Genomic DNA, 22,103 nt, shown 5'->3' on the forward strand with positions numbered 1-22,103 from the left:
GATGCGGAAAAAAATAAGACCACTACGGAAATTTTCCATTTAGATACAACTTTTTCCGTAATCAAACTGCAATCACTACGGAAATTTGCTGTAAATCTTCAGTTTTTTTAGAAAAAAAGAGCCAAACTAGTGAAAACTAGCTTAACTCCTTTTCATTTTTTATTTCCCTAGAAAAAAGCGGGAATAAATAATTTTGTATAATTCACAGAAACTTGATTTTCTTGTAAGCCTAACTCATCAGTAATTAGCTTTTTCAATTTTTCATCATTCATTATAGAATAAACACGATAACTTTTTGAATCTTTATGAAGCACTTGAATCATATCAGAAATCTTTTGATTAGCTAAAATATCAGGAAACTCATTAAGATTTGAAAAGGTGATAATATATGGACCACTCATCCGTTCACCTTGACTATCATAAACTTTTCGATATTTACTAGTCAAAAAGTAAACAAGAGCAATCAGAACTAAAAATGCGATAATAATAACCCATTTGATGCTCATATTCGTCATCTCCTAAACTACATCATACCAACGGCACCTGATAGTTGTGCTGGGCGGATATAAACTTGTTCGTCTGACAAGTGATAATCTGCCATCAAAATCTTTTTCAATTCCACATCGTTGAGATGTGATTGAACACTACAAGTATCATCTGAAGAACCTACAACTCTAACTTTTCCCTTAAGGTTAGCATTGCTTGCTAAATCAGGTAGTTTTGCACCATCTTTCATGACGACTACATAATCATAACCAAATGTCTTTGACACCCATAGTTGATTTCTAACATTGTAGATACCAGCCACAACAAAAGCAACAACTAAAACAATTAATAGCATTTTTAACATCATTAATCTCCTTTAACCTAATTGTCTGAAGTATTTTTAACACTTCACCGACATTATAAGACATTCATTCAAAAGAAAACATCATTTCTTAAAACAAAATGTCTAAATTATTGACAAAATAATTATTGTAGACGATTTGTGATTTCTAATGTCCTATTCCTAAAAACGACTCATTCATGCTTACTGAGTATTCTCGACAGACACTTGAGTTGAATCCAGTCCATAATCTTTCATCAAGGTTGTTTTCAGCTCAGTATCATTAATCTGTGATTGTACCTTGCAAGTGTTGTCTGTTGCCGAAATAATCTTAATCTTTCCTCTAAGATTATCATTTTTTATCAAATCTGGTAACTTCAGTCCATGATGCATGGTAATGGTGTAATGGTAACCAAAGCGTTTGGTCACGCCCATTTTGATTTGGACAACACGAACAATCGCAAAGATTAACAAAAACCCAAAAATAATTGCTAAAATCGTCACCATAATAACCTTCACCTCCTTGTTCCTAACGGAACACTCAAATTATACGATTACTATAATCCTTTTTGAAAGCCCTGTCAATTATTTTCTGTAAGGCTTCTTTTCAGAAATTAAATAGGAAGAATCCGCTGAAAATCTTTTGCAAAAAAGCCTTCAAAACATTGATATAACAACATTTCAAAGACTTTTAAAAATTATTTATAAATTATTTTACAAATAAGGATAATTCCTGCTAAGGCAACTGAGATGGTATTGGCAACAATTAAAGCTGGATCTGAAACAGAAATTCCATGCGCCAACCACAATGCCATCCCAGTGACTGACATGGTATACATGCCAAGTGAAATGGATTCAACGTCTTTGGTTTTTAAAACCTTGATCATTTGTGGCAAAAAACCAAACGTTGTCAAACAAGCCGCAATATACCCAATCATAAAGACCTACTCTCTTCTTATAACCATGTAAAAACCTTCGTAGGGTAAGAGATTACACCCCCACAAAGGTTTCAAAATAATAACTTAATGAATAACTTTAGACTTCTTCACCGTTTGAAGCAATGACTTTCTTATACCAGTCAAATGACAATTTTGGTGTACGTTTGTAAGTACCGTTACCTTCGTCATCTTTATCAACATAGATGAAGCCATAACGTTTGCGCATTTCACCTGTACTTGCTGAGACAAGGTCAATACAACCCCATGGAGTGTATCCCATCAAATCAACACCGTCTTCGTCGACAGCTTTAATCATTTCTTTGATGTGAGCACCAAGGTAATCAATGCGGTAATCATCGTGAACCATGCCGTCTTCTTCTACTTTGTCAATAGCACCGAAACCATTTTCCACGATGAAAAGTGGCAAGTGGTACATATCAGTAAACCAGTTCAAGCTGTAACGAAGACCTTCTGGGTCAATTTGCCAACCCCATTCAGACGCTTTGACGTATTTATTTTTAATCAAATCTTCTGTTTCAAGGTAGTCAAAGTGTGGGTTATTTTCACGGTGAGAATCGATTGCAAATGACATGTAGTAAGAGAATCCGATGTAATCAACAGTTCCCTCTTTCAAATCTGCCAAGTCTTCTTCTGTCACATCGACATTAATGCCTTTGCGTTCCCAGTATTTAAGAATATGATTTGGGTAGAAACCATGAACGTGTACATCAGTGAAGTAATAACGTTTTTCCATGGCTTTTTGTGCCATTAGGATATCTTTTGGATTACATGTTGCGGGGTAAATTGGACACATGGCAATCATACAACCAATTTGGAAATCAGGGTTGATTTCACGACCAATTTTAACCGCACGCGCAGATGCTACCAATTCATAGTGAGCGGCTTGATACATAATCGCTTCGCGATCATCGCCTTCTTTGTAGACAATACCAGAGTTTGTAAATGGTGCAAAATCTTCTTGATAGTTTGCTTGGTTATTGATTTCGTTAAATGTCATCCAATATTTTACTTTGTCTTTGTAACGACGGAAACATGTTTCTGCAAAACGAACAAAGAAATCAACCAATTTACGGTTTGTGAAACCACCATATTCTTTAACCAAATGATATGGCAATTCAAAGTGAGACAAAGTAACAACAGGTTCGATACCGTGTTTCAAGCATTCGTCAAACAAATCATCATAGAATTGCAAACCTGCTTCATTTGGTTCTAATTCATCCCCATTTGGGAAAATACGTGTCCAAGCAATTGATGTACGGAAACATTTGAAGCCCATTTCAGCAAACAAAGCAATATCTTCTTTATAGTGGTGATAGAAATCAATCGCTTCGTGGTTTGGATAATATTTACCTTCAACCACACCGTCAGTAATTTCACGAGGAACACCATGACGACCAGCTGTCATCACGTCAGCAACACTGAGTCCTTTTCCTCCTTCTTTCCATCCACCTTCAAGTTGGTGAGCAGCAACTGCACCACCCCACAAAAAATTATCTGGTAACTTAGCCATTACATATCCTCCTTGTTTAATACACTGTCATTATAGCAAGCGGTTACAAAAATAAAAATAGAAAAAATTTCCTAAGTCATTAGGAAATTCCTTCTATCTAGTTAGTTTTTCATTTTTTGAGAATGAGGACTAGATCCCACAAAAAGAGCAACAAAGCTAAGCCAAAAAGGCCATTTGATAGGATTTCTAAGTTTTGATTAAAACTCAAAATTACAGCACTTATCAATACGGCAAAAAAGAGCAAACTCAAAACAAAGCGGTTAACCACACGATTAAAAAACTTAATACGGTTGGTGTAATCGTATAAATCATGGTTAACTAAAATACGTCCATTTAAGACTTGTTCCAAGAGTTGATTGAGACGACGCGGGATATTCTTACCATTTTTAAGCTGATAAAAGAGCTCAATAAGCAAGGTTTCTTTGTTCAAAGCTTGCTTAAGCATGTCAGGTCCCATATTTTCTAGGAAATAATTCTTAGCAAGGGTCATGAGGTCAACTTCTGGAGCTAGCTCACGAAAAATGCCTTCAATTTGCAGAGCAGCTTTTTCTAAAATGGTAATCTGCGGTGACGCTTTGAGTCCATTTTTGACAAAGACATTTAACAAATCCTCAATCAAATCTGTGATAGATAAGACACCGATATCTAGGCTAGAATACTTAGCAAGCATGCGTTCCACGTCTTGTGCAAGCGCTGACTTGTTCATGGACGTGTCAAAGCTTGTGACAGACAAAATGCCTTTCATCATACCTTCGACGTCTTGTGCTGTAAAGCTATAAAGAATATCATTTAAGGCCACGCGCATGCCATTATCAAGTTTTCCCATAATCCCAAAATCAATAAAATAAATCTTACCGTCTGAGATAAAAAGATTACCTGGGTGAGGGTCGCCATGGAAAAAGCCATCTTTAAAGACTTGCTTAATGAAGCTAAGCATGAGTTTTCGACCGATATCTTCAAGGTCATAACCTGCCTTAATTAACTCATCATAGTGATTAATCGGAATACCTGAAACGTAGTCTTCAACGATTAAACGAGGCGTTGTAAACTCATCATAGACTTCTGGACTAGCAATACATTTACTTGATTGATTCAATTCAGCAAAAGTAATCATAGCTTGAGCTTCATTGCGAAAATCAATTTCACGCGTCAAGCTTTCTTTGATTTGCTGCAAAACCTCTGGTAAGTCCACCATTGGAAGAAATGCCTTTGGGATACGTCTTGAAAGACGAATCAAAAGTGTCAAGTCTTCCTCGATAATTTCTGGCAAATTTGGGCGTTGAATTTTGATGATAACGTCTTTACCATTTAGCAAACGAGCACGGTGTGTCTGAGCAACTGAGCCACTCGCTAGTGGCTCAGGTCTAATTTCAGAAAAATAAGCGGAAACAGGACCAGTAAGCTCAGCCTCAATGGCTTCCATGACTGATTCCGTTGGAAGAGGAAGTACATTACTCTGTAACTTGCTCAATTCTCTAACATAAACTTCTGGGAAAATATCACTTCTTGTCGAAAGGATCTGACCAATTTTAACAAAACTTGGTCCTAATTTTTCAAACGCTAAGCGAAGCTTGCGAGGCGTTGATTTATCTTCTGCTGCTTTTCCTTTTTCGATTAAAGAGGTTAACCCAACTGAACTAAAGGCACCAATGATTTCTCTTAAGCGTCTACCTGACATAACCCACCAATAATTTCTAATTTAAGATATTTGACTTCTTCAAAAGCGCGTCAATTTTGTCTTCAAGACGAGAAACATCTTCTTTGGTAGCATATTGAACAGGTTTTGTTTTAGCATTTAATTGATCTAAAAAAGCTTGTGCTTCGTCTTCACTTCGACGTTTTAGTTCAGAGTGCAATTCTTTTCCTTCGTCAACAGTGAGGCGTCCTTTTTCGACTAACTCTTTTACAAAAGCATCAGCTTTTTCCAAAGTCATAGACGTCAAACCAATACCGGCTAAGAGAACTTTTTTCAATTCTTCCATGATTAATTCCTCCTTGAATGACTAAATTAACATTATGTTTACCCTTTCATTCTACTACTTTTGAGATAAAATATCTAAAAGAAACAGTCGTTTCATGAAAGTTTCTTATACTAGAAAACTGATAAATTAAAAAGCTCCGCAGCTAACAAAGGAGATTAATTTGTCATGCGGAGCTCTTTCAAAAAATGTAAACAATTGTGTCTCATAGACTCTAAAACCACTTGCTAGCACGATCAAAAAAGAGGTCTCGCTAAGTGATTTTATATTCCTATTATAGTCAGCTAGCAAAAATGATTCTAACACTATCCTTCTCATTTATAATACTTTTATCTGATATGGTCTTGAAAATTTTTATGAAAACCTTTTCTAGAATACGCTTCCATTTTTCGGATTATTCTGCTATAATAAAAGAGTAGTTAATACTATGTTATGATTAGAAGGGGTATTATATGAAACAAGCAGATCCAGCTCACGAAATAAAAATAGATGAAAGCAAGCACCTTCTACCTTATGATTATTACAGTACAGTGGTTGAAAACGGCCGTCCTGACGTCCTTTTCCACTGGCATCCAGAAGTTGAAATCAATTATATTTATGAAGGTTCCGCTCGTTTTCACATTGATTACGATTACTTTAATAGTCAAGCGGGTGATATTATCCTCATACGACCAAATGGTATGCACTCTATTCACCCGTTAGAAAACCAGAAACATGTCACTGATACTTTTCGCTTTCACTTAGACATGATTGGATATTCCATCGTTGATCAAGTTAGTCTTCGCTACTTGCAACCTTTGCAAACTAGCCTTTATAAATTTGTTCCACGTATTCAACCAGGAATGGAAGGTTATGAAGAAATCAAAGAGTGCCTCTTCACGATTTTTGAGCTTTCAAAAAACGAAGGACGTCATTTTGAACTGCTACTCAAATCAAAACTCAATGAATTTCTCTATTTGCTCTTTTACTATCGTTACGTTCTTCGCAAGAACACCGATGATACTTATCGTAAAAATGAACAGATTCGTGAATTGATTGACTTCATCAATAACAACTATCAAAAGAATCTCTCTATTGATTACCTTTCTCAATTCATGGGATATAGTAAAACACACTTTATGGCGGTCTTTAAACAGCATACTGGAAGTTCTTGTACGGAATTCATCATTCAAGTTCGCCTGAACAAGGCTTGCGATATGTTGATTAACACCTCAAATCCTGTTCTTGAAATTGCTACGGCTGTTGGTTTTAATAACTTGTCAAATTTCAACCGACAATTTAAACGTTACTATGAATTAACACCAAGTCAATACCGCAAACAATTCAGTAAACGAAAAGAAAGTCGTGTCTTAATCAACCCTGCTAGAAAATCTCATTAAAAGCTGACTAACCTCAGCTTTTTCTTATGCTTGAACACAAAAAAAGAACGCTTAAAGCGTTCTTTTTTATTAAGCTAATGTTGTGAGAAGATAGTCACCAATGTTAACACGTGCATCTTGTGTTGTAAGGACATCTTCAAATTCTGTTGAATTAGTAACAATCACTGGTGAGATAACCGGAAGGTTAGCATCACGAATCGTTGCCAAATCAAACTCTAGTAATTTTTGACCAGCGTCAACTTTGTCACCAACTTGAACAAAGGTATTGAAGCCTTTACCAGCAAGTGACACGGTATCCATACCAACGTGAATCAAGATTTCAGCACCATTTTCAGTACGCATACCGATAGCATGTCCAGTTGGGAAGACAAGGGTAATTTCACCAGCTGCTGGGGCAACTACAGTACCGTCAGCAGGATCAATAGCAATCCCTTTTCCCATAGCACCAGACGCAAATACTTCGTCTGGAACATTTTCAAGTTTAACAACTTGACCAATCATTGGGCTTGCAATAATTTCTTGTTTTAATTCTTTAAGTTCAGTTACAGGTTGAGCTGCTGTGTCATCAGTTACAGGTTTAACATCTGGTCCACCGTAAAGGTAAGGAATTTTAGTCAATTGAGTCAATACAAATCCGAGTACAAATGACATCACAATTGAAATAAGGAAATACCAAACGTTGTTCAAATCTGAACTTGCTCCTGCTGGAACATGTTTTGGAGTGATGTATGAAGGAATTGCAAAGAGTCCCATACCACCCATTGTGTAGCTTGTTGTGTTAAAGAAACTTAGAAATGCCCCTTGAATTGCTCCAGCCACACATGTCATGATAAATGGTGTGCGCATTGGAAGTGTAATACCATAAATAGCTGGTTCAGTAACCCCAAAGAGAGCTGAAATAAAAGCTGGGATAGTCAATTGTTTTACTTTATCTTCTTTTGTACGAAGGAAGATGTTGAGAAGCGCACCTGCTTGAGCAAAACAGATAGCTGTTGAAGCAACAAGCAATGTACTCCAACCTTTTGTAGAGAAATCCAAGATTGCAATTGGAACAAGACCCCAGTGAAGACCAAACATAACAAGAACTTGCCACAAAGCACCAAGTAAAATACCAAAGACAATTGGGCTAAAGTTGTAAATATTTGTAAAGATAACACCGATAAGGTTAGATGCCCAGTTCATAACAGGACCGATTGCCAAGTAAGCAAGTGGAACAGTGATTAAGATAACAAAGAATGGAACGATGAAGACCTTAACCACATCAGGAATGATTTTCTTGAAGAATTTTTCAATTTTTGAACCAACCCAAACTGTCAAGATAATTGGAAGAACTGTTTGAAGGTAGCTTGATGATGGGAAGATAACTGGAAGTCCTAAAAAATCAACATTTCCATTTGCGAAACTTGCTGCAATATTTGGATAAACCAAAGCAAAGCTTAGTGCTAAAGCAGTGAATTGGTCCATTTTGAAACGTTTGGCTGCTGTTAATGCCAAGATAACAGGCAAGAATTGGAAGAAGCCATCACCAGCGGCATTTAAGATAACGTAAAGACCGCTCGTTTCCTTCACTCCTACTGCTGCTAAAATAGCTACCAAACCTTTAATCATACCTGCAGCAGAAAGAGCTCCTAGCATTGGTTGGAAAAGTCCAGAAACCAAAGCGATGAATTGGTCGAAGAGGTTTCCTTGAGGAACATCTCCTTCGTTAACATCAATACCACCTTCACCTTGGATACCGGCAACTTTCAAAACCGTATCGTAAACATCTGGGACATGGTTTCCGATAACCACTTGGTATTGTCCACCTGCTTTGACTACAGTCACAATACCATCTCGTTGTTTGAGATAATCGTCATCTGCTTTACTTTCATCTTTTAAGGTGAAACGTAAGCGAGTCACACAGTGAACTAATTTGATGATATTGTCTTTTCCACCGACGTGAGCAACAATATCTTGTGCCAATTCAGTATAATCTTTAGCCATAAGCTGGCTCCTTTCTTAATGTTCTTTCCTAACAACAGAAAAAACCTAAATAAATACTAAACAATTTTCTGCGCCCACATCAGCGGTAACGCCAAAACTATCTTGTATTTATTTAGGTTTTGCCTGCTTATCAGTAACAATCCTTTTAACAATTCATAGTATAGCATGCGCTTACATTTTTTGCAAGCGCTTTTATGGTATTTTATTACACTTTTTGACATTTTCATTTATCTCTGAAAACTGACCACCTTTAAAGACTTGAAATTATCACACCTTTCATAAGTTTTCAAAAAAATTTCACACAAGATTTTTATTAAAAAAATCCTCCCGACCTTAGTCGAGAAGATTCTTAATGATTAATTACTACTTGTTTCCAGTCGTTGAATGTGAATGGTGATATAGACTTGCTCATCACGACTCATCGGAAAATTGTGTGAGCTTTCGATATAATTCTTGATTTTTTCAGAGCAAGAAAAAGCTTCTGGGTAATTTAACTTCACTTGCTCATACAAAAAGCTGTCATTTTTCCCTTGCACCACACCATTGACGACACGTTGTGCAAAATACTGAATATGAGTCACAAAACGATTATAGCTGACAGAATCTTCATCAGAAACTTTTCCGTAAAATAAACGAACAATCCCTAAAATATCTGTCACAATCTTTGAAATTTGATAGCTTTGCTTAACCAAACCAGAGTCTTTCTGAGCATTGATAAAATGAAGCGCAATTGATGAAACCTCATCATCAGGCAGAATAACACCTAGCTTTTCAAAGACAATCTTAAGGGCATCACGACCAAGCTGATACTCCTTTGGAAAAAATTTACGAATCTCCCAAGACAAAGGATTTTGCACAATGATGTTTTCACGACTTCGCTGAAGTGTGTAATGCAAATGATCTGCAAGGGCAATATAAAAAGCTGTATCAAAATTAGTCTCCAAAACCTCTTGACCATACTTGATAATATCAAGAACAACCTCTGTCTCTATTGGTGACAAGTCAATATAAACACGCGTTAACTCATGTGTAGCAGAGCTATCTTGCATAACAAATGTTTTTTCAACTAAAGAAGTATCAATCTCGTCACCTGATTTCTTTTGAAAACCTAGTCCTCTCCCCATGACGATGATCTCTTCTCCCTCATCCCCCTTAGCCAAAACAACATTGTTATTATAGACTTTTTCTATCCTCATTATCTACTACTCCCTCAAAAAAATTCGGAAAGAAAAGGCAAAACTAGCGTACACAAAATGCACTGTGTTTTTACGCACAAATGCTTTCTATGCACACTAGGTTTTGCCTGCTTAACCAGTAACAATCCTCTTACTGGTATCCATTTTACCAAAAATCCCCTTAAAATGAAAGGGGATACAAAAATATTTTATTGACATATTTACATCAATAATTTGCGAATTTTTCCAATTTCTGGTTCATTAACCACCAAGAAAATTGTATCACCAGCATTTAAAACAGTGCTTCCGCAAACCACTTCTGATTTCTTGCGATGAATCTGTGTTGTAATCAAAACATTTTTAGGGAGAGTCAAATCGCGAACACGTTTGCCAGCAATTTTATCTGACACGGTTAACTCAATAAGCGTTGGTTCAATAACTTCGCGGTCTTTTGGAATAGATAAATTTGCCAACATCGCCTCATAGATTGGCTCACCTTTTAGAAGGTCCATGACAATGTAAGCTACCAAAGTAACGACTGCAATAGTCATTAATTGTCGGAAATCTCCTACCATTTCTGTTACCAAAATAATGGCAGTCAGCGGAGCTTTTGAAATGGCACCAAAATAACCAGCCATACCAAGAACGAGAAAATTAACAAGGACTGATGTGCCAATAAAGCCAATTTGGTGCATGCCTAGACCAAAACCAAAACCTAATAATGCCCCCAAAGTCAAAATCGGAAGGAAAATCCCACCCGGTAAACCACTGGCATAACTAAACGTACTCCAAACAAAGCGGATAAGAAAGTACAAGCAAACCACTGCAAAAGTCAAATGACTAGTTGACAATGATGTAATCAAGCCATTTCCGCCACCTAATAATTGTGGGTAGAAATAACCAATTGGCAGAATCAAGATAGCTGCAAAAATACCATAAAAATAATTTGGAATATGACAAATTTTGCCTAAGAAGTCATAAAATAGATTCGCATTCAAGGTTACTTTTTCGTAAAGATAACCCATCATGCCTAAAAATGCCCCTAAAAGCAAAAGCATCCAATAATGATGTAAAGGCAAAATAGCAAGATCACTTGGCATGGCAAGCACAGGCGTCAAACCAAAGATATTTAACGAAATAAAGTTAGCAACCAAGCTTGCAACCAGGGCTGAAATCCAAACCAAACGTGAAAATTGATGATAGATTTCTTCAACAACAAAAAGAAGACCTGCAATTGGAGCATTAAAGGCAGCTGACAAACCTGCTGCTGCACCACTAGCAATCAAGACACGTTGCTCCATGCGCTGTGCTTTCAATGATTTCGCTACACCTTTTCCAGCCATTGCCCCAAGTTGAATACTTGGACCTTCACGTCCTAGCATGAATCCCATTGAAATGGCTAGGACACCACCGATGAATTTTTTCCAAAGAACAGACCACCAATCAGGATGAAGTAAGCCTTTCAACTCTCCTTCGACGTGAGGAATCCCAGAGCCTTTAATATCTGGATCAGATTTAACCAAAAATCCGATAGCAATGACAACAATCACACTCACTAGTAAAATCAAACCTAGTAAAGCTGGATTTTCATGCGAGAGTTGATAACACTTGACCACTTGTGCGAAAATCTTGGCAATCAAGAGTCGAAAAAGACTGACCACGCTTCCGGAAACACATCCTACAATAACACCACGCCACACAAAGCTAAGGATTGAGGATAGCGAAAACTCGTACTCTCTACGATAACTTTCCATTAAAAACTCCTATCTAATCAAATTGAAAATATCATATTAGTTTCAACTATTTTTCAAAAAATAACTCATTACTATTTTATCAAATCTTAAAGCTGATTTCGAGCACATTTAAAAAAGAGCTTGGAAATTCTTCCAAACTCTCTTGGTATCATTTGCGATACATTTTAAATTGTAAATATAAGTCATTATAAATACCAAGCCATTTTTGGCCAAGGTTATCATAAACTTCCAAATGGTTAAAGGTCTCTTCAGATGGATAGAAAGCTTTATTTTCTTTAATGTCATTTGGCAAAAGTTTCTTGGCTTCTGTATTTGGTGTGGCATAGCCGATGTATTCTGCATTTTGCGCAGCATTTTCAGGTTCTAACATGAAGTTGATAAAGGCATAAGCTTCTTTAATGTGCTTAGCTGTTTTTGGAATCACTAAGTTGTCAAACCAAAGGTTAGACCCTTCGCTAGGCACCACATAGTGAAGGTGTTCATTTGAGTTAAGCATCTCACTAGCTTCACCTGAGAATGTGACTCCAATCGCAGCATCGTCATTAATCATGTAACCTTTCATCTCGTCACCGACAATAGCTTTGATATTTGGTGTTAGGTCATCAAGTTTCTTTGAAGCGGCATTTAGCTCAGTCATCGATTTAGTATTTAGGCTGTAGCCAAGAGTTCCAAGACCGATTCCCATTGCTTCACGAGCGCCATCAACTAACATGATGTCATTCTTGTATTCTGGATTCCATAAATCTGACCAATGCTCTGGCACTTTATCGACCATAGTATCATTATAGACGATACCAAGCGTTCCCCAGAAATATGGCACTGAATAATCATTATGCTTATCAAAACTCATGCCCATGAATTTTGAACCGATGTTATCTAAGCCTTTGATTTGAGATTTATCTAATTTGATGAGCAAATGTTCTTTTCTCATCTTATCAATCATGTAATCTGACGGCACGGTGATGTCGTAAGTTGTTCCACCTTGCTTAATCTTGGTATACATTGATTCATTAGAGTCAAAGGTTTCGTACTGAACCTCGATACCTGTTTCTTTAGTGAATTTTGTAATTAATTCTGGGTCAATATAATCACCCCAGTTGTAAATGACTAATTTATCAGATTGACTTGATGAACTTGATGTTTTTTGCATATAAACTGAAACACCAAATAGAATCAAGGTTACCGCAACAAGCCCTAGGAAAAATGTGTATAATTTACGCATTGTTTTCTCCCTTCTTATCTTGTGAAATAAAGTAATAACCAATTACAAGCAAGATACTAAAGATGAAGACAATGGTTGAAAGAGCATTAATCTCAAGTGAGATTCCTCGTCTTGCACGCGAGTAAATTTCAACAGAAAGAGTTGAGAAACCATTTCCTGTAACAAAGAAAGTTACCGCAAAGTCATCAAGGGAATAAGTGAATGCCATAAAGAATCCTGAAATGATACCAGGTGTCAAATATGGCAACATGACTTCTTTTAACATTTGCCAAGGTGTTGCACCCAAATCATAGGCAGCATTAATCATATCGTCATTCATTTCCTTAAGTCGTGGCAAAACCATAAGCACCACAATTGGAATTGAAAAGGCAATATGACTAAGCAAAACTGTCATAAATCCAAGATTAAAATGGAAAATATCTGCCAAGCGCGTAAAAAGAATCAAAAAGCTTGCACCAATCATAACATCAGGTGCCACCATCAAAATGTTATTCATCGATAAAATAGATTGTTGGTGTTTACGACGAGCTTGATAAATGAAAATAGCACCAAAAGTCCCAATCACTGTCGCCAGAATTGAACTTAAAAAGGCTAGGAAAAATGTCTGAATCAAGATAAGCATCAAGCGACTATCCGCAAACATTTCTGAATAGTGTCCTAGGGTAAATCCAGTGAAACCATTCATATCGCCACCTTGATTAAAGGAATAGAAAATCAGATAAGCGATTGGAATGTAAAGAATAACAAAGACTAAAGCTAGATATAAATTCGCAAATTTTTTCATTTTCGTCTCTCCTTAGTCATCCACATAATCACAAGCATTGCCATGATTAAAATCACACCAATGGTTGAACCCATTCCCCAGTTTTGTGTTGTCAAGAAGTGCTGCTCAATTGCTGTCCCCAGTGTAATCACACGGTTACCGCCAATCAAACGAGTCAACATGAACAAGCTAAGGCTTGGGATAAAGACTGATTGTACCCCACTTCTCACACCATTTAGTGATAAAGGAAAGACAACCTTTGTAAAGGTTTGGAAGCCATTTCCACCTAAATCGTGACTCGCATTGATGAGATTGGTATCAATATCATCAAGCGCATTAAAAATCGGTAGAATCATAAATGGAATTTCAATGTAAGAAGCAACAAAGATAAATGAAAAATCTGTGAATAAAATTTGTTTTGGACCAATACCGACAAATGATAAGAAGGCGTTAACGCCACCATGTTGTCCAAAAATCCCCATGAAAGCGTAAGCTTTTAACAAGAGATTAATCCAAGTTGGTAAAACCACAAGCATCAACCACAACTGCTTATGCTTAAGCTGTGTCAAAAAATATGCTGTTGGGTAAGAAATCAACAAGGTCACAAGGGTAATGATGGCAGCATATAAAATCGAATTAAAACTCATTCGAAGATAAGTCCAAGAACTAAAGAAAGTCTTGTAATTATCCAAGGTAAAATGTCCTTGGATATCAAAGAATGACTGCCATAAAATCAAAATGACGGGAGCAATGACAAACAGTATCAACCATAAAATATATGGAATCGAGAAGAAATTATTTTTCTTCATTGCGCTCCTCCTCGATGGCATGAATCAAACCATCTTCATGCTCTTCCATTTCAACATATTCTTCAAGACGCGCATCGAACTCTTCTTCTGTTTCATTCAAGCGCATGATATGAATATCTTCTGGTGTGAAATCAAGTCCGATGACTTCCCCTTCGATGGCTTTACGCGTTGAGTGAATCAGCCATTCATTGCCAAGCTCATCGTGAGCAATGATTTCATAGTGTACCCCACGGAAAAGTTGGGTATCGACTTTCACACGTAGTTTACCTTCTTCAGGCATTGTGATTTGCAAATCTTCTGGACGGATAACCACTTCAACGGCTTCATTTGGTCGCATACCACCGTCAACCGCTTCAAAACGTTTGCCATTAAATTCAACCAAATAGTCTTCAATCATTTTACCAGGAATGATATTAGACTCACCGATGAAGGTAGCCACAAAGTGGTTAATTGGCTCGTCATAAATATCTACTGGTGTACCTGATTGGACGATTTCGCCATCATTCATAACGAAAATCCAGTCTGACATTGCCAAAGCTTCTTCTTGGTCGTGAGTGACGAAAACAAAGGTAATGCCAAGACGTTGTTGTAATTCACGAAGTTCGTATTGCATTTCTGTACGCAACTTCAAATCCAAGGCTGATAAAGGTTCGTCAAGCAAAACCACACGCGGTTCATTGATGATAGCACGCGCAATCGCGACACGCTGACGCTGCCCACCAGATAATTTTTGAATCTGGCGATTCTCAAAACCAGCCAAACGTACCATTTTAAGAGCTTCTTCCACTCGTCGTTCAATTTCTTTTTTGTCGACTTTTTTTAATTTTAGAGGAAAAGCGACATTTTCAAAGACATTCATATGAGGGAAAAGGGCATAATTTTGAAAAACGGTATGAACATCACGTTTATTGATTGGAATATCATTGATACGCTCTCCATCAAGGAAAACATCACCCGTGGTCGGCTGTAACAGACCAGCAATGATATTTAAAATCGTTGATTTTCCGGAACCTGAAGCACCAAGAAGGGTATAAAATTTTCCTTCTTCTAACTCAAAGTTAATATCCTTTAAAACAACTGTACCGTTATCTTCAAATACTTTTGATACGTTTTTAAATGCAATAATTGGATTAGTCAATTCTCATAAAACCTCCATGGAGCTTCTTTAATCTTTTTTCTCGCCGATAATGCGAACTTCGCGCTCTAAACGAACGCCTGAATTTTTCTCAACTGTGTCAATAACATAAGCAATCAAATCTTCATAATCTTGAGCTGTACCGTCAGCGACATTTACCATAAAGCCTGCGTGTTTTTTACTAACTTCAACGCCACCAATACGGTGTCCTTTAAGGTTGGCTTCTGTGATTAATTGTCCAGCAAAGTGTCCAACTGGACGTTTGAAGACTGACCCACATGATGGGTATTCAAGGGGTTGTTTTAATTCACGTAAGTGAGTTAAACGTGCCATTTCTTGCTCAATCAAGACATAATCACCTGGTTTAAGGGCGAATTTTGCCGAAATAACAATATCACCGCTATCTTGAACTGCTGAATGACGGTAACCAAACTTCATGTCACGAGCTTCAATTGTCTTAACTTTACCTTCTTTGGTAAGGACTTGAGCTGATACCAAGACATGTGAAATTTCTCCGCCATAAGCACCAGCGTTCATAAAGACAGCACCACCAACACTACCTGGAATACCACAAGCAAATTCAAAACCAGTTAAACTGTGGTATTTGGCGATACGTGTTGTTTCAACCAAGTTAGCTCCAGCTTCTGCTTCAATGACATAGCCATTGACTGTAACGGTATTTAATTTATCAAACATGATAACAAAACCACGGATACCACCATCACGAACAATGATGTTACTAGCATTTCCAAGCACCATCCATGGAATATCATTTTTATTAGCAAATTCAACAATACGAATCAATTCATATCGATTACGTGGAAAAGCGAGATAGTCCGCTGGACCTCCCACTTTCGTGTAAGTATATTTTTTTAAGGGTTCATTAACTCGAATATCAATCCCTTTTAGTTCATCATTTAAAAATTCTAACATTTTCTTCCAACTCTAAAACTATTAATCAAAATTGTAGTTATCATTTGATTAAAATCAACCAATACCCTTATCAATACTATTAGCTCATTTATGATCAAATGATCAATTATCTACTAAAAAATCGGCATAAAGCCGACCTTAATTATAACAAAAAAATCAGCTTTTGACGATATTTAAGACTGAAGTTTTCGCACTTCTTCAAGATTTAATGTTTTTAAATAAGATGTAATAGACTTACCATAAATTTCAAGTGACGGAGCAATTTCAAAAAGCGGTACAAGAACAAAAGCACGCTCTGTCATGTAAGGATGCGGCACCTTAAGGGTTTCAGTTGCGATATGCTCGCTACCATACAAAAGGATATCAATATCAATGGTACGAGGTCCCCAATGTTCATGGCGAACACGGTGCAAATCCTTCTCAATTTCTTGGCACTCTGTCAATAATAGCTGAGCATCCAATTCTGTCTCTAATTGACAACAAATGTTCAAAAAATCATCTTGGTCCGTCTTACCCCATGCGGCTGTCTCGTAAAATGATGAAACAGCTGTAACAGTTGTTTGTGGCAGTTGATTTAGACGTTCAAGAGCCGCTTCAAGATAGGCTTTCTTGTCACCAATATTACTGCCTAAACTTAAATAAACGCTAATCATACTCTCTCCCGTTCTAGCTCAATGCCAACAGAATCATAGTGCCCATTAATTGGCGGATTTTCTTTGGAAATTTTTAAAGTAATTGCTTGAACTGGTGGAAATTCTTCAAAAATGTCCTGGCAAATTGCCCCAGCCAAACGTTCAATCAAAATGTATTTATTTTCTTCAACTTGCTTTTTGATAGTTTCAAAGACTAATCCATAATGAACAGTGTCTTCTAAACGATCAGACTGCGATGCTTTTGCCAAATCAACAGACAAGGTACAATCAACAACAAAAATTTGCCCTAATGTTTGTTCTTCTGCAAAAGCACCATGGTAACCGTAAAAACGGCATCCTTTTAAATGAATTTTATCCATATTATTGGTAACAAAGAAGAAAGTCTGAGATACTTTTCTCAAACTCTTTCTTCTCCTCTTACTCCTTTCAAACGAGTTGACTAATCACTTTAACAATATCGCGATTGAGATCAACATTATGCACGCGGACGATTTGACAACCTTTAGCAATTGCCCAAGCTGACAGTGCCGCTGTTCCCATATCGCGCTCAAGAGCTGCTGTCCCGCCTCCTAGCAGATAATCTACTGTGCGTTTACGGGAAATACCAAAAAGAACTGGGTATCCAAGCTGACAAACAGCATCCAAGCCTTGCAAAAGTTCAATGTTTTGTGCTTCATTTTTAGCAAAACCAAATCCTGGATCAATCCAGATATTTTCTTTAGCAATGCCAGCGTCCAATGCAGCTTGCGCACGTTCTGCTAAAAAGTCACAAACTTCTTTGGTAATATTGTCATACTTTTCTTCTTTTTGATTGTGCATCAAAATAATTGGCACGTTTTTTTCAGCAGCAAGCGCAAGCATTTCCCCATCGTAAAGTCCTGCCCAAACGTCATTTAAAATATCTGCACCTGCTTCTAAGGCAGCACGCGCAGTTTCTGTTTTGTAGGTATCAATACTGACTAGGACATCAAATTTTTCCTTGAGAGCCTTAATAACTGGTACAACACGATTAATCTCATCAGCTGCTTCCACAAAAGTGTAACCTGGTCGTGTTGACTCGCCACCAACATCGATAATTTTTGCCCCTTCAGCAATCATTTTCTCTGCTTGCTCAAGCGCTTTCTCAATCGATGTGTAAGAACCTCCATCAGAAAAAGAATCTGGAGTGACATTTAGAACTCCCATGATACAAGCTTTGCCATCAATGTCATGTTTACCGATTTTCATTATGATCTCCTTAGCAATACAATACCTTAAGCGATTATTTTCCTAAAATCAAAGATAGGATTTCCTTACGTTCTTCGCGGTCTTCTTTAAAAATCCCTTTAGCGACAGTTGTCACCGTTTTACTTCCAGGTTTTTTAATGCCACGCATTGTCATACACATGTGCTCTGCTTCAATCATGACAAAAATGCCTTTTGGATGAAGAGCTTCTTCCAATGCTGTAGCCACTTGGTCAGTCAAACGTTCTTGCAACTGCGGACGTTTACTTGCTACTTCAACAGCACGCGCTAATTTACTAAGACCTGTTACGCGACCATCGCTTGGCAAATAAGCAACATGAGCTTTTCCATAAAAAGGAACCAAGTGGTGCTCACACATTGAGTAAAACGGAATATCTTTAACGAGAACAACCTCATCATGATTTTCGGTAAACACAGCTGTAAATTGATCTTTGGGATCTTCATTCAAGCCTGAAAACATCTCTTGATACATTTTTGCAACACGTTTAGGCGTATCTAGTAATCCTTCACGCTTTGGATCTTCTCCTAGAGCTTCTAAGAGTTGGTAAACTGCTGCTTCGAGTTTTTCTTGATTTGCCATTTTATTTTCCAATCTTTTTATTTTTTCTATTATAGCTTAATTTTGCTGTCTTGACAAAAGTACAGGACGCACTTGTGAAATGAAGTAAAGTGAGCCAGTAATAAGATAAAAATCATCCTGACTATCCAAATCAATCTGCTTGAGCCAATCTTGCCAATTGGCTACTTTATGGTATTGACTTGGGTATTTTTCCAAAGGCAGTGCATTATGATAAACAAAAGTTGTCACATCCACGTCAGCTAGTTGACTAAGCAAGTCAAGCATTGAATCAATTGGCTTAGTGTCAATGGCCGCAAATAAAATATGCAAGTGTTTATCTTTGTATTTTTGCATGACGTTAACAAGCGCCTGAACACTTTCGTTGTTATGAGCACCGTCAATCATGACATTTGGAAAGACCAATTCTGTACGACCTACCCAGTGAGTTTGGGCTAAGCCAGCTTTAATGATTTCCTTAGTCACTTTTGGATAACGCTCGCGTAACTGAAGGGCTGCTGTAATAGCTAGACTAGCGTTGCTGACCTGGTGTTTTCCAGGCATAGCTAAGCAAACTTGTTCAAGTCTTTCTTTGCCATGATAATCAAAACCGTTTTCATTTTCTGAAGCAGAAAAATCCTTCCCAAATTCATAAAGTCTGCTATGACATGCTTTTGCCTTCTCAGTAAAAACTTGACGAACATCATCACGCTCAGTCGCAAAGATGAATGGAACTCCTTCTTTTAAAACACCCGCTTTTTGCGCAGCTATTTCCGCATAAGTCTGTCCTAAAATATTCTGATGATCTAAGCCAATTGACGGGCAAAGAACTGCCAATGCTTTGAAAACATTGGTTGAGTCGTAAAGACCACCCATTCCAGCTTCGATAATCGCGATGTCAACTGGGTGCATGTGACCAAAATACTCAAACATTAAAACAGTAATAACTTCAAATTCTGTAGCTGGTTCTAAGTCAGTTTCAACGGATAAACGTTCAACAACAGGGCGAACGCGTTCCACCAATTTAAGAAAATCAGCCTCAGAAATCATTTGCCCATTTAAGCTAATACGTTCACGAAAATCAACAATATATGGTGACGTAAATGTCCCAACTTCATAACCAGCTAGTGAGAAAATATGTTGTAAATAGCTGGTAACTGATCCTTTACCATTTGTCCCAACAACGTGGACAGCGGCAAGCTTTTCCTGAGGATTGCCAAGTTCTTCAAGCATCCAAGCCATTCGTTTTAAACCAGGCTTGATTCCAAATTTTAACTTGCCATGAATCCAATCTAAAGCTTCTTGATATTCCATTTGATGAATGTCCTACTATGACCAAAAGTTGCTGACATTAAAAATAAGATTGAGACATTTACCTCGAAATCTTTCAATGATAAGCTTTTAGCGCATATACCTTTCTCTTATAAAATTACAATAACACTTCTATTATAGCACAAGGAAAGTCGATAGAAACGATTTCTAAAAGAAGCTTTGCTATTTATTCAAAGTGATTTCATAAACGCCACGAACACTGTTACATACGTAGATGTGACTGGCTTTCTTTAAATCATCTTTTGTCAAATATGCTTCAAACACGCGACCTTCCTTAATTAATTTTTGCCTGCAAATGCCATCTAAAATCCCCACATCAACCGAGGGCGTATACCATTTCCCATCAATTTCTAAAATGAGATTACCAATAGTCGTTTCCTGCAGATAACCCTTATTAGAAATAAAGATAGACTCACCAGATAAACTTTGTAAATGCAGACGATAGGTCGTCTTAAAATAAGTAAACGGACTATCAATTGACTCACTGCGATGAACCAGCTCAGCTTTCAGATAATTTTCTGGCAGGTCTCTAAGTTCTGCTAGCTGGAACTGAATAGCACCAGTTTGCTTCACTAAAATTCGCAAACGATAATCAGCATCATCTAACTCCTCAAGCTGCTTAGACAGTTTTGCTAAAAACTCTTCTTTTGAGAACGGGTAAGCAAAATACCTTGCTGACTCTTTTAAACGCTTGATGTGTTCGTCTAAATCCACCACTTGCTTATGAGATACCCTAGCGGTTGTGAGTATGTCAAAGTCAGGTTGATTGCGATATAAAACCGCAGCTTTATCACAAGCCTCTTTATACTCATCATCACAGGCACTCCCCCAAGTAATGCCGCCACCAGCACCATAAATAGCTTGATTACCTAGTTTTTGAATGGTACGGATACCGACATTAAAGATAGCATCTCCATTCGGCAGACAAATCCCAATCGTCCCACAATAAACGCCTCGAGGTTGCTTTTCTAGCTGATTGATAATCGCCATTGTCGCAATCTTTGGAGCTCCGGTAATTGACCCACAGGGAAAAAGGGCAGAAAAAATATCTAAAAGACTTTTATCTGATTGCAACTGACTTTCAATGGTTGAGGTCATTTGCCAAACCGTCGAGTATTGTTCAACCTCACAAAGTTTTGTTACCTTAACGCTACCGATTTCTGAAATGCGTCCCATATCATTACGTAACAAATCGACAATCATCATGTTTTCAGCACGATTTTTACTATCATTTGCCAGCCAGATTTTATTTTCCAAATCTTCTTTAGTGCTGTAACCGCGAGTAATCGTTCCCTTCATCGGACGCGTTATCAAACGATTTCCTTTTTTCTTAAAAAACAGCTCTGGACTAACAGACAAAATAGCAAAATCATCGTGCTCTATATAGCAGTTGTAGGCTGCTTCTTGAGCAATGACTAAGTGATTATATAAAGTAAAAGCATCTTCCTCAAGCAAACTAGATAACTGCAAAGTGTAGTTAACTTGGTAGGTATTTCCTTGCCTGATTTCCTCTTTAATCCTAGCGATAGCTTTCTCATACTCACCTTTAGTCGTACTTGATTGCCATGATTTTGGCAATTGAATATTTTTTTGAGATTGACACGGGAAAGGCTCTTTTTTAACTTCTTGATGAACCGTAAAATAAGCCAAATACTCACCTGAGAGCGGACGAGTCTTAACTGAAAATTTCTCATCAAAGGCTTGGGCAGCTTCATAACTCACATAACCAATGACATAATATCCTTGCATTTGGTAATTCTCTACCTCTTGCAAAATGCGTTTAACATCCTTTGCTGACTTAGCAGAAAGCTCAATCAAGGGATTTTCAAAAATCAAACGTTGCCCTAATTCCTTAAAATCAACAACAGTTTTTTTGTGCATGTTAGCTCC

22 protein-coding genes are annotated in these 22,103 nt (G+C 37.4%); 1 reads left to right on the top strand and 21 read right to left on the bottom strand.

Going from position 1 to position 22,103, the window contains the following annotated elements; translation table 11 throughout:
- Positions 1-167: 167 nt before the first annotated feature.
- The 7 genes from SFC32_RS02755 to SFC32_RS02785 all read right to left on the bottom strand — a co-directional run bounded on the left by SFC32_RS02755 (position 168) and on the right by SFC32_RS02785 (position 5,277).
- Entirely contained in the window at positions 168-506 is a 339-nt protein-coding gene (locus SFC32_RS02755; protein ID WP_234791855.1) for a hypothetical protein, read from the bottom strand.
- Positions 507-523: 17 nt separating this feature from the next.
- Positions 524-850, bottom strand: coding sequence for a hypothetical protein (locus SFC32_RS02760; protein ID WP_039696811.1), 327 nt, complete (start codon positions 848-850; stop codon positions 524-526).
- 180 nt (positions 851-1,030) lie between these two features.
- The gene (locus SFC32_RS02765) at positions 1,031-1,333 is read right to left on the bottom strand and encodes a hypothetical protein (RefSeq protein WP_278007791.1); all 303 of its coding nucleotides are present in this window, start codon (positions 1,331-1,333) and stop codon (positions 1,031-1,033) included.
- A gap of 191 nt (positions 1,334-1,524) precedes the next feature.
- Positions 1,525-1,764, bottom strand: a complete 240-nt coding sequence (locus tag SFC32_RS02770) for a SemiSWEET transporter (RefSeq protein ID WP_014334819.1) — start codon at positions 1,762-1,764, stop codon at positions 1,525-1,527.
- Between the two features lie 97 nt (positions 1,765-1,861).
- Positions 1,862-3,295 (bottom strand): 6-phospho-beta-glucosidase, encoded by a 1,434-nt coding sequence (locus tag SFC32_RS02775; protein ID WP_278007790.1) that lies wholly within the window; start codon positions 3,293-3,295, stop codon positions 1,862-1,864.
- A gap of 109 nt (positions 3,296-3,404) precedes the next feature.
- Positions 3,405-4,973: an ABC1 kinase family protein gene (locus tag SFC32_RS02780; RefSeq protein WP_074602078.1), complete on the bottom strand. Its 1,569-nt coding sequence runs from the start codon at positions 4,971-4,973 to the stop codon at positions 3,405-3,407.
- A 16-nt stretch (positions 4,974-4,989) separates the two neighbouring features.
- On the bottom strand, positions 4,990-5,277 hold the full coding sequence (locus SFC32_RS02785; RefSeq protein WP_039696806.1) for a phasin family protein: 288 nt from the start codon (positions 5,275-5,277) through the stop codon (positions 4,990-4,992).
- Positions 5,278-5,726: 449 nt separating this feature from the next.
- On the opposite strand from SFC32_RS02785, the gene SFC32_RS02790 reads away from it, so the two are divergent.
- Positions 5,727-6,653: an AraC family transcriptional regulator gene (locus tag SFC32_RS02790; protein WP_074563816.1), complete on the top strand. Its 927-nt coding sequence runs from the start codon at positions 5,727-5,729 to the stop codon at positions 6,651-6,653.
- 69 nt (positions 6,654-6,722) lie between these two features.
- Here SFC32_RS02790 and SFC32_RS02795 read toward each other — a convergent pair whose 3' ends face one another.
- The 14 genes from SFC32_RS02795 to pabB all read right to left on the bottom strand — a co-directional run bounded on the left by SFC32_RS02795 (position 6,723) and on the right by pabB (position 22,094).
- Positions 6,723-8,636 carry a beta-glucoside-specific PTS transporter subunit IIABC gene (locus SFC32_RS02795; RefSeq protein ID WP_411049760.1) on the bottom strand — a complete coding sequence of 638 codons (1,914 nt, stop codon included), beginning with the start codon at positions 8,634-8,636 and terminating at the stop codon, positions 6,723-6,725.
- A gap of 356 nt (positions 8,637-8,992) precedes the next feature.
- On the bottom strand, positions 8,993-9,832 hold the full coding sequence (gene licT, locus SFC32_RS02800) for a BglG family transcription antiterminator LicT (protein ID WP_411049759.1): 840 nt from the start codon (positions 9,830-9,832) through the stop codon (positions 8,993-8,995).
- A 200-nt stretch (positions 9,833-10,032) separates the two neighbouring features.
- The gene (locus SFC32_RS02805) at positions 10,033-11,565 is read right to left on the bottom strand and encodes a ClC family H(+)/Cl(-) exchange transporter (RefSeq protein ID WP_411049758.1); all 1,533 of its coding nucleotides are present in this window, start codon (positions 11,563-11,565) and stop codon (positions 10,033-10,035) included.
- Between the two features lie 148 nt (positions 11,566-11,713).
- Positions 11,714-12,787 carry an ABC transporter substrate-binding protein gene (locus SFC32_RS02810; RefSeq protein WP_411049757.1) on the bottom strand — a complete coding sequence of 358 codons (1,074 nt, stop codon included), beginning with the start codon at positions 12,785-12,787 and terminating at the stop codon, positions 11,714-11,716.
- The gene (locus tag SFC32_RS02815) at positions 12,780-13,571 is read right to left on the bottom strand and encodes an ABC transporter permease (protein WP_411049756.1); all 792 of its coding nucleotides are present in this window, start codon (positions 13,569-13,571) and stop codon (positions 12,780-12,782) included. The genes SFC32_RS02810 and SFC32_RS02815 overlap by 8 nt, the downstream gene beginning before the upstream one ends.
- Positions 13,568-14,359, bottom strand: coding sequence for an ABC transporter permease (locus SFC32_RS02820; protein ID WP_006531059.1), 792 nt, complete (start codon positions 14,357-14,359; stop codon positions 13,568-13,570). The genes SFC32_RS02815 and SFC32_RS02820 overlap by 4 nt, the downstream gene beginning before the upstream one ends.
- Entirely contained in the window at positions 14,346-15,497 is a 1,152-nt protein-coding gene (locus tag SFC32_RS02825) for an ABC transporter ATP-binding protein (RefSeq protein WP_039696797.1), read from the bottom strand. Before SFC32_RS02825 ends, SFC32_RS02820 begins: the two co-directional genes overlap by 14 nt.
- A 27-nt stretch (positions 15,498-15,524) precedes the next feature.
- Positions 15,525-16,427: a UDP-N-acetylmuramate dehydrogenase gene (gene murB, locus SFC32_RS02830; RefSeq protein WP_039696796.1), complete on the bottom strand. Its 903-nt coding sequence runs from the start codon at positions 16,425-16,427 to the stop codon at positions 15,525-15,527.
- 173 nt (positions 16,428-16,600) lie between these two features.
- On the bottom strand, positions 16,601-17,080 hold the full coding sequence (gene folK / locus SFC32_RS02835) for a 2-amino-4-hydroxy-6-hydroxymethyldihydropteridine diphosphokinase (RefSeq protein ID WP_039696795.1): 480 nt from the start codon (positions 17,078-17,080) through the stop codon (positions 16,601-16,603).
- Complete coding sequence (folB, locus tag SFC32_RS02840; protein ID WP_411049761.1) at positions 17,077-17,439, bottom strand: dihydroneopterin aldolase; 363 nt, start codon at positions 17,437-17,439, stop codon at positions 17,077-17,079. Before folB ends, folK begins: the two co-directional genes overlap by 4 nt.
- A 67-nt stretch (positions 17,440-17,506) precedes the next feature.
- Complete coding sequence (folP, locus tag SFC32_RS02845) at positions 17,507-18,307, bottom strand: dihydropteroate synthase (RefSeq protein ID WP_074602094.1); 801 nt, start codon at positions 18,305-18,307, stop codon at positions 17,507-17,509.
- Between the two features lie 34 nt (positions 18,308-18,341).
- On the bottom strand, positions 18,342-18,905 hold the full coding sequence (folE, locus tag SFC32_RS02850) for a GTP cyclohydrolase I FolE (protein ID WP_039696794.1): 564 nt from the start codon (positions 18,903-18,905) through the stop codon (positions 18,342-18,344).
- A 36-nt stretch (positions 18,906-18,941) separates the two neighbouring features.
- A complete protein-coding gene (locus SFC32_RS02855; protein WP_411049755.1) occupies positions 18,942-20,195 on the bottom strand; it encodes a bifunctional folylpolyglutamate synthase/dihydrofolate synthase in 1,254 nt (417 codons plus the stop codon).
- 180 nt (positions 20,196-20,375) lie between these two features.
- Positions 20,376-22,094, bottom strand: a complete 1,719-nt coding sequence (gene pabB / locus SFC32_RS02860) for an aminodeoxychorismate synthase component I (protein WP_411049754.1) — start codon at positions 22,092-22,094, stop codon at positions 20,376-20,378.
- Between the last annotated feature and the right edge of the window lie 9 nt (positions 22,095-22,103).

The sequence above is a fragment of the Streptococcus sp. TATVAM-FAB8 genome (assembly GCF_046592795.1).
Taxonomy (GTDB): Bacteria; Bacillota; Bacilli; order Lactobacillales; family Streptococcaceae; genus Streptococcus; species Streptococcus ruminicola.